Annotated in this window: 6 protein-coding genes; 3 read left to right on the top strand and 3 right to left on the bottom strand. The window is 59.2% G+C overall.

Annotation, left to right across the window (positions count from 1 at the left end):
* Positions 1-193 precede the first annotated feature (193 nt).
* On the bottom strand, positions 194-955 hold the full coding sequence (locus tag VH599_18515; GenBank protein HEY7350315.1) for a matrixin family metalloprotease: 762 nt from the start codon (positions 953-955) through the stop codon (positions 194-196).
* Positions 956-1,513: 558 nt separating this feature from the next.
* On the opposite strand from VH599_18515, the gene VH599_18520 reads away from it, so the two are divergent.
* The 3 genes from VH599_18520 to VH599_18530 are packed head-to-tail and all read left to right on the top strand — an operon-like array spanning position 1,514 to position 3,905.
* Positions 1,514-1,963 carry a hypothetical protein gene (locus VH599_18520; protein ID HEY7350316.1) on the top strand — a complete coding sequence of 150 codons (450 nt, stop codon included), beginning with the start codon at positions 1,514-1,516 and terminating at the stop codon, positions 1,961-1,963.
* The gene (locus tag VH599_18525; GenBank protein HEY7350317.1) at positions 1,950-2,360 is read left to right on the top strand and encodes a hypothetical protein; all 411 of its coding nucleotides are present in this window, start codon (positions 1,950-1,952) and stop codon (positions 2,358-2,360) included. Before VH599_18520 ends, VH599_18525 begins: the two co-directional genes overlap by 14 nt.
* Before the next feature lie 27 nt (positions 2,361-2,387).
* Positions 2,388-3,905: an MFS transporter gene (locus VH599_18530; protein ID HEY7350318.1), complete on the top strand. Its 1,518-nt coding sequence runs from the start codon at positions 2,388-2,390 to the stop codon at positions 3,903-3,905.
* On the opposite strand, the gene VH599_18535 is transcribed toward VH599_18530, so the two are convergent.
* The gene (locus tag VH599_18535; GenBank protein HEY7350319.1) at positions 3,792-5,195 is read right to left on the bottom strand and encodes a hypothetical protein; all 1,404 of its coding nucleotides are present in this window, start codon (positions 5,193-5,195) and stop codon (positions 3,792-3,794) included. The genes VH599_18530 and VH599_18535 overlap by 114 nt on opposite strands.
* Positions 5,196-5,304: 109 nt before the next feature.
* Positions 5,305-6,426 carry a type 2 isopentenyl-diphosphate Delta-isomerase gene (fni, locus tag VH599_18540; protein ID HEY7350320.1) on the bottom strand — a complete coding sequence of 374 codons (1,122 nt, stop codon included), beginning with the start codon at positions 6,424-6,426 and terminating at the stop codon, positions 5,305-5,307.
* Positions 6,427-6,675 lie beyond the last annotated feature (249 nt).

Genomic DNA, 6,675 nt, shown 5'->3' on the forward strand with positions numbered 1-6,675 from the left:
CCTGCCCCAACTCCAGCACGCTCAACCGATGGCGAGCGATCTTCTCTTCAGCAGTCATCGCAGCTTCTCTCCTTCTCTGCATCCTTCGCTCATTACAACGAGCGATCAGCATGGATGTCACTGGAGAAGCTTCGTAGTACAATAACCTCCTTGGAGTGTAATGCAAAACCAGAACCACAGAACAACCCAGGTCTTAGCTGGACTGCTGATCACCTCGATAGATGGCTTTAATGGCTGGAATATCACTGTTCGTAGAGAGTTGGTAAAAGTGTCCGTTTTCCAGGCAAGCGCTGCTCATGACTGATGGAAAGTCGCCAGTATGACCAAGCCCCTGCACATGCCCAGATTCATGCGTTGCTGCCGCTCGCCCGTCTGCGTGTTCATTACTACAAGAAGTTTGAGTCCAATCGAAACTGTTGTTCCAGAAAATGGAATTACTAAATTGGACATCGGCAGAAATGAAGAACGCATACCATTCATTACCACCTCTGTAGGGGTTGTATCCATACTTGACATCTCCAATAAAGTAGGAAGTGTGAGCCAGATTCCCACACAGCAGGGTGGTCATGTAATAAGTCCCTACAATGCCCTGACAAAAGGTGAAGCACTGAAACATGTAGGGATTCCAGGCTGCCACATTGTTGTATTGAGTAAACGCAGTATAGATGGCAGCATTGAAATCGTAGCCTTTGCTCTGTGAGGAGTGGAGCGAAGGATCCATGTTGAAGTGCAGGCTGATGCTCGTGTAATGTGGCTCCTGCCAGTATACACAGGGATGGCTGGAATCTTGGCCGTTCATCCCCGAACACCAGCCACTTCCACTACCAGTATCAGTGAATTCATTGGTTTCCTGAGTCCAGGCCAGGGCTGGCCCTGCTGTCACCATAAAGAGCAGCATAGACAGAGCGGCAACCATGATGCCCCACGCGAAATACCAGCGAATGGACCGTTTCATCGTGTACTCCCTCCTTGTATATGGACCAGCAACGACATGACCAGAAGACGCCAGAGAACGCGAGGGGAAACGGGTACGAAGTAAGGGATAGACAGATGCAGGATGCGCGACATCCTTGCAGGGGAGCAGGATAGCCTCCTTGTTATCCTGGCGCGGAGAGCGAAACCTACCTGGCGGCCAGGATTTTATCGATTAAGCTTCCTGGCAAGAAGTATACATAAAAAACAGTTCATGTCAATAGGTAATGGACGAGATATTCCATATTCGTTATACAAGCAGAAGGTTCGTAAAAATATAAACCAGCATTCATGACCCCGCGCGCCAAATGGGCTAGCCTGAACTACAAGGCTTGTAAGCGGTAGGCAGAGCCGCTATAATGAAGCCCGGCAGGCTTTTCTACCGTACCTGCTGGCTTTTCGAGTAGTCGCTTGCCTGTTTCTCTGTCGGCGCTTCCTGGCATAGTTCCTGCTCGCAGCCTGCACTGATTCCTACAAAAGATAATACGCCGCCGTTCTCTATACTATCTTTATACGCTCTCTGCCCGAAAGGAGCCTCGTCTTGAGCAGCCGCCTGAAAACCTTTCTCATCCTGGGAGTAATTATCTCCCTGATTGTCGGCGCGGGCCTGATCGTCTTGTTTACCATCCTTGGCGTCTGGCCCGTCGTGCGCGACATCATGCTCGTTCTGCTCGCTGTGGCGACTTTTATCGCGCTGGGGTTGCTCTCCTATGCCGCCTTTGTCCTCATCAGCCTGGCGCTCCAGGTGAAGAAAGAACTCACCCCCGTTCTGGACTCGATGAGAGATACATCCTATACCGTGCGCGAGACCGCTAAGGTTGCCAGCGAACTGACCGTGACGCCCGGCGTGCGCGCAGCCAGCATGGTGCTGGGCGCTGCCCAGGTCGCGGGCGTCTTCTTCGGCGTAGGCCGGGCGCGCAAGCGCGCCGAGCAGCGCGCCAAACGCCGCAAGGAACTGGCCACAAAAGGAGAACTCGATGCCTATCGCTGATTTTACCGAGCCAACCTGGCTTCAGGACGCGGGGCAGGCGGCTGGAGTCGTGCTGATCATCGAGTTGATGCTGCTGATCTTGATCACCGCCGCTCTGGTAGGCGCGATAGCCTATCTGTTGTATTATGTCCATAATAAAGTAGTACCCATTCTGACCCGCTTTGCTCCGGCTGTCGAGCAGCGCTTGCAGGCCACGGATCGCGGCAGCGCCAGGTTCGCCGAGCGCGTGATTGACATTCACGCGCGCACCGTAGCCATCAAAGAAGGGATGCGCGCCCTCGTCTGGCCCAACGGACACCACGAACTGCCCCCAGGCCAGGACGAGCCACGCGCCCAACTGGAAGGCTATCGGACGGATGGGCCACGCCAGCTTCCCCCCGGAAGCGCCAGGCAATAGCGACCAGCAAGACAAGCAGCATATCTCATGGCACGACTCAGAGTTCAGGCAGTCTCCTATCTACGCCAGTTCGGGCGTATGAACCGGAACGCCCGCCTGTATCTTTTGAGCAATACGCTCAATTCCATCACGGTAGGCATCTTTGCCCTCCTCTATAACCTCTATCTTGTCGCCCTGGGTTATCAGGCCGATTTCATCGGCTGGCTGCTGGTGATCGGCGTCGCTGGCGGCGCGCTGGGCATGGTCACGACCAGCCCGCTCATGGCGCGCCTGGGTACCAAAGCCACACTCTTCTGGTCCAGCGTCGTTGCAGCAGCCGCAGGTACGCTGCAACTGGTCATTCCCCAGGCGTTCTCGCTCACCATCACCAGCTTTGTGCTGGGCGTCGCCGGGGGTATCTATCTGGTGATCGGCGCGCCGCTGCTGGCCGATGGCAGCCAGGCAACCGCCCGCAGCCATATCTTCAGCCTCAACGCCGCGCTGGCGCTCATCACCGCTGTGATCGGGCAGGCGCTCGGCGGCTATCTCCCCCATCTGGTCAGTCTGCCCACGATCAGCGATTCCGGGCTGCTGCGCGCCATCGAACCCTTTCTGGTTTCCGGCGCGCAGGCCCGCAGCTACGAACTGGCCTTATTGCTGGCAGGAGTGATCGCCGCGCCGTCCTTTCTCCCCATCATCCTGATGGACCCCACGCCGCCCAGGCAGCCGACGGCGCTGCCTGGACAGAGAGCCGCCAAAAGGGCGGGCGCCGCGCTGGCAGGCGCGCGCCAGCGGCTAAGCAGCCGGTTTCAGGCGCTCAAGCCGCCGCGCCTGCGCACTGAGGCGTTGAAGGCGCTGCGCGGCCCGATTGGGCAATTAGCAATGGTCGAAGGGCTGATTGGCCTGGGCGCCGGCCTCTTCATCCCCTACTTCAATCTCTACTTCGTCCAGCATCTCGGCGTCAGTACCGAACTCTACGGCCTGATTACCGCCGTCTCCACCGCGTTGATGGCCGTGACAACCCTGGCCGGGCCGTTCTTCGCGGCGCGTCTGGGGAAAGTGCGCGCTGCCGTCCTCGGACACCTGATCTCGCTTCCCTTCTTAGCAATCCTGGGCTTTACCCGCGCGCTGCCGCTGGTCCTGGCGGCCTATCTGGTACGCGGGAGCCTGATGAATATGGCCGAGCCGGTGCTGCTCAGCTACTTCATGAGCGTTGTTCGGCCAACCGAGCGCGCCAGCGCCAACAGCGCCTATAACCTCGGTTTCTGGGGCTGCTGGGCAGCGGGCGGCGCTCTAGGCGGCGTGATTATCGCCGCCAACAATTTCACGCTCCCCTTTGTCCTGGCGGCGCTGATCTATTTGCTGGCGACGGCGCTGCTCTGGCGCTGCTTCAAGGACCGACGCGAGGTAAGCGCCGATCTCTCGGCAGACGAACCCGGCCTGACGCCAGGCTCACAGGCGCTGGAAGAGGGTCCAGAACTCCACCGCCCCCAGGAGATTGATCACCACCCCGGACAGCCCCAGCGCGGCATAGCGCCAGTCCACACGAGCTTCATTGAGGACTAGCAGCAGGAAAGCAAAGGGATACACGTCGTAGAGATAGCGGATGCCAAATTGATAGCCTCCCTCGTTATAAAAAAGCAGCATGGCGAGAACATCCAGCGCCACCACGACCCAGAGCGCCGCCCGCAGTGGGCTGAAACGCTGGTTGCGCCAGAACAGGAATAAAAAGAGCGGCGTGGTCACAAAAACGCTGATCCCGGAGCCTTTATTAAGCAGATCGATCTGCGGCTGGTGGTTGAAGAAGGCGACAGAGGGGAAGTTGAAGAACATCGTAATGAAGTTCGCGGGCATATAGCCGATACTGAAGGCGCCAGACGGCGCGTCATTGGGATAACGCTGCTTCAGCAGCGTGGCATAGCCGGTATCCAGCGGCGAGCCAAAGACCAGCGCGTTACGCGCCGCAAACACCAGCGCCACGATGCCCATCACCGCCGCCACAGGCAGCAGGCGACGCCAGGGGACCGCTTGCCAATCGGGCCGATACGCGCGCAGCGAGCGCCAGAAGCGCCCCAGCAGGGGTTGCCGTCCGGCGTCCTGCCAGGCGAGATAGAGCAGAAACAGAAAGCCCAGCGCGGCGGGAAACCGGCTGAAGAACGCGCACCCCAGCAGCGCCGCGCCCCAGCTATAGTGGCCCCTGAAGGCCAGGAGCAGCGCCAGCAGGGTGAAGGTCATGGCGACAATATGAGCGGTAAACCAGACCGTCCCACCCAGCGAAAGATAGAGATTGATCGAGCCAAAGAAACAGAAGACGCTGACGAGCGCGTGCTCTGACCACTTACGCGCGGGCCGTTCCTGGACGCGCATCTGCTCGAAGAGCAGATAGAGCAGGCTGATGTTTGCGGCGGAAAGCAGCGTAGTCAAGAGTATATCGCTGGCCGCCAAGCCGAAGATGGCGACAAAGGGCAAGAGCAAGAGCGCGGGGAAGGGCGGATAATACATATAGCTCTTGCCATTGATCGTCTCTATGTCCACTGCGCTGCCTGGAATGTCCAGATTCCAGCGTCCATGCAGAAAGCTTTCGGCTTGATAATTGAAGAATGGCACGTTGGACACACCAGCTACCGGAATGCCAAGCCGGGACTCCAGGCTCATCAGGAAGAGAAGCGCGACCAGAAAGAGACAGAGGGCAACCAGGATCGCGCGCCGGGTGAAGAGCGGCGCGGGTCTCGCCTCCTTTGCCGCAGCAGCGCCATCGCCAACGCCTTCGTCGCTCAACGCTTCGAGAGGCTGGTCATCGGCTGTATCAGGCAGGGGGGATGGGCTGCTTCCAGTGTTCAGAGAACCTTGCTGCATGAGGCGAGTCTAGCGTTATCCAGGCAGTGTGTCAAGGGCTTCGCGGATAGCTGACAGCGCGAGCAAGCGCCTTGACAGAAAGGGTATACAGCAAAGCCCCCAATGAGCATCAGGCAAGAAAACGCCGGTTCGCCATAGCCCGCAGCGTCTCGCCAAAGCCGCGCATCTCCAGCCACTGGCGCGTTTCGCCGCCAACGATCACATCCGCCTGGCGCAGCGCAGCTATCGTGGCCGCGCCGCTCAACTGCATCGCTACCTGCAATTCCAGCAGAAACCCGCGCACAAAGCTCTGCACCGACTCATAGCTCTCGCTGGCGGCCTTCAAGAACGGAAAGGCCATGCCCACAAGGGTCGCGCCCAGCGCCAACGCGCGCGCCGCATCCAGACCAGTACGCACGCCGCCCGTTGCGATCAAGGGCAGGCCCGCCACGCCTGCCTCGACCAGCGCAATCGGCGTTGGAATGCCCCAATCGCTGAAGACCTGTCCTAGATTGGCCGCAAGCTCATCGCCCCGCGACAGCGCGCGATAGGTCTCCATCACCGCCATGCTGCTGCCGCCCGCGCCGCCTACATCAATGGCCGCCACGCCGCAATCGCGCAGCATCAACGCCTGCTCCCGGCAGACGCCCGCGCCCGTCTCCTTGGCAATCACCGGCAGCCCGATTTCCTGGGTCAGCCTGCGCAGCGCGGCCCGACAGCCAACGGCGCGACGGTCTCCCTCTGGCTGTACGGCCTCCTGGGCAAAGTTCATATGCAGCGCCAGCGCGTTCGCGCCGATCATCTCGATAGCCCGGCGGGCATCTTCCACCTGGAAGGCCGGATGGCGCGGCTGAGCGATTAACTGGGGCGCGCCGATATTAGCGATCAAAAAAGCGTTGGGGGCGCGCTCGCGCACGACGCTGTAGGTCTCTGCCAGATCGGGCGAGACAATTCCGGCGCGCTGGCTGCCCACTCCCATCGCCAGTCCAAACTCCTCAGCCGCCTGAGCCAGCCGCGCATTGATGACCGCCACATCGGGATGGCCGCCAGTCATTGACGAGATGAAGATCGGCGCTCGCAGCGTCTTGCCCAGAAACGCGACAGAAGTATCTACTTCATCCAGGTCCACTTCGGGCAACGCCTGATGGATCAAGCGCGCATCCTGCCAGGATGACGGCTGGGGAACCGCTACATCTCGTTGGAGCGCAACGCTGACATGTTCGGCCTTTCGCTGCTTGACTTCTTCAGTCATAGGAGTATCCAATCTCTCGAAAAACGGAGATACAGCGCCACATCGTTTGGAAGAAGGGAGCGAGCATGATTCATAAGGCGCTCTACGAAGCCACGCTACAAATACGCTCTAGCAGAAACACGCCAGAGGCCCCCTTGCATAAGCCGCGGGGATGAATGGCGTGCCGCCCGCAGGCGGTATCTTTCGTCTTGATATGCCACCCACAAGATGGTATACTGGTGGCATGAAAGAGCGCCCACCTGAACAAAA

This window comes from Ktedonobacterales bacterium (genome assembly GCA_036557285.1).
GTDB lineage: Bacteria > Chloroflexota > Ktedonobacteria > Ktedonobacterales > DATBGS01 > DATBHW01.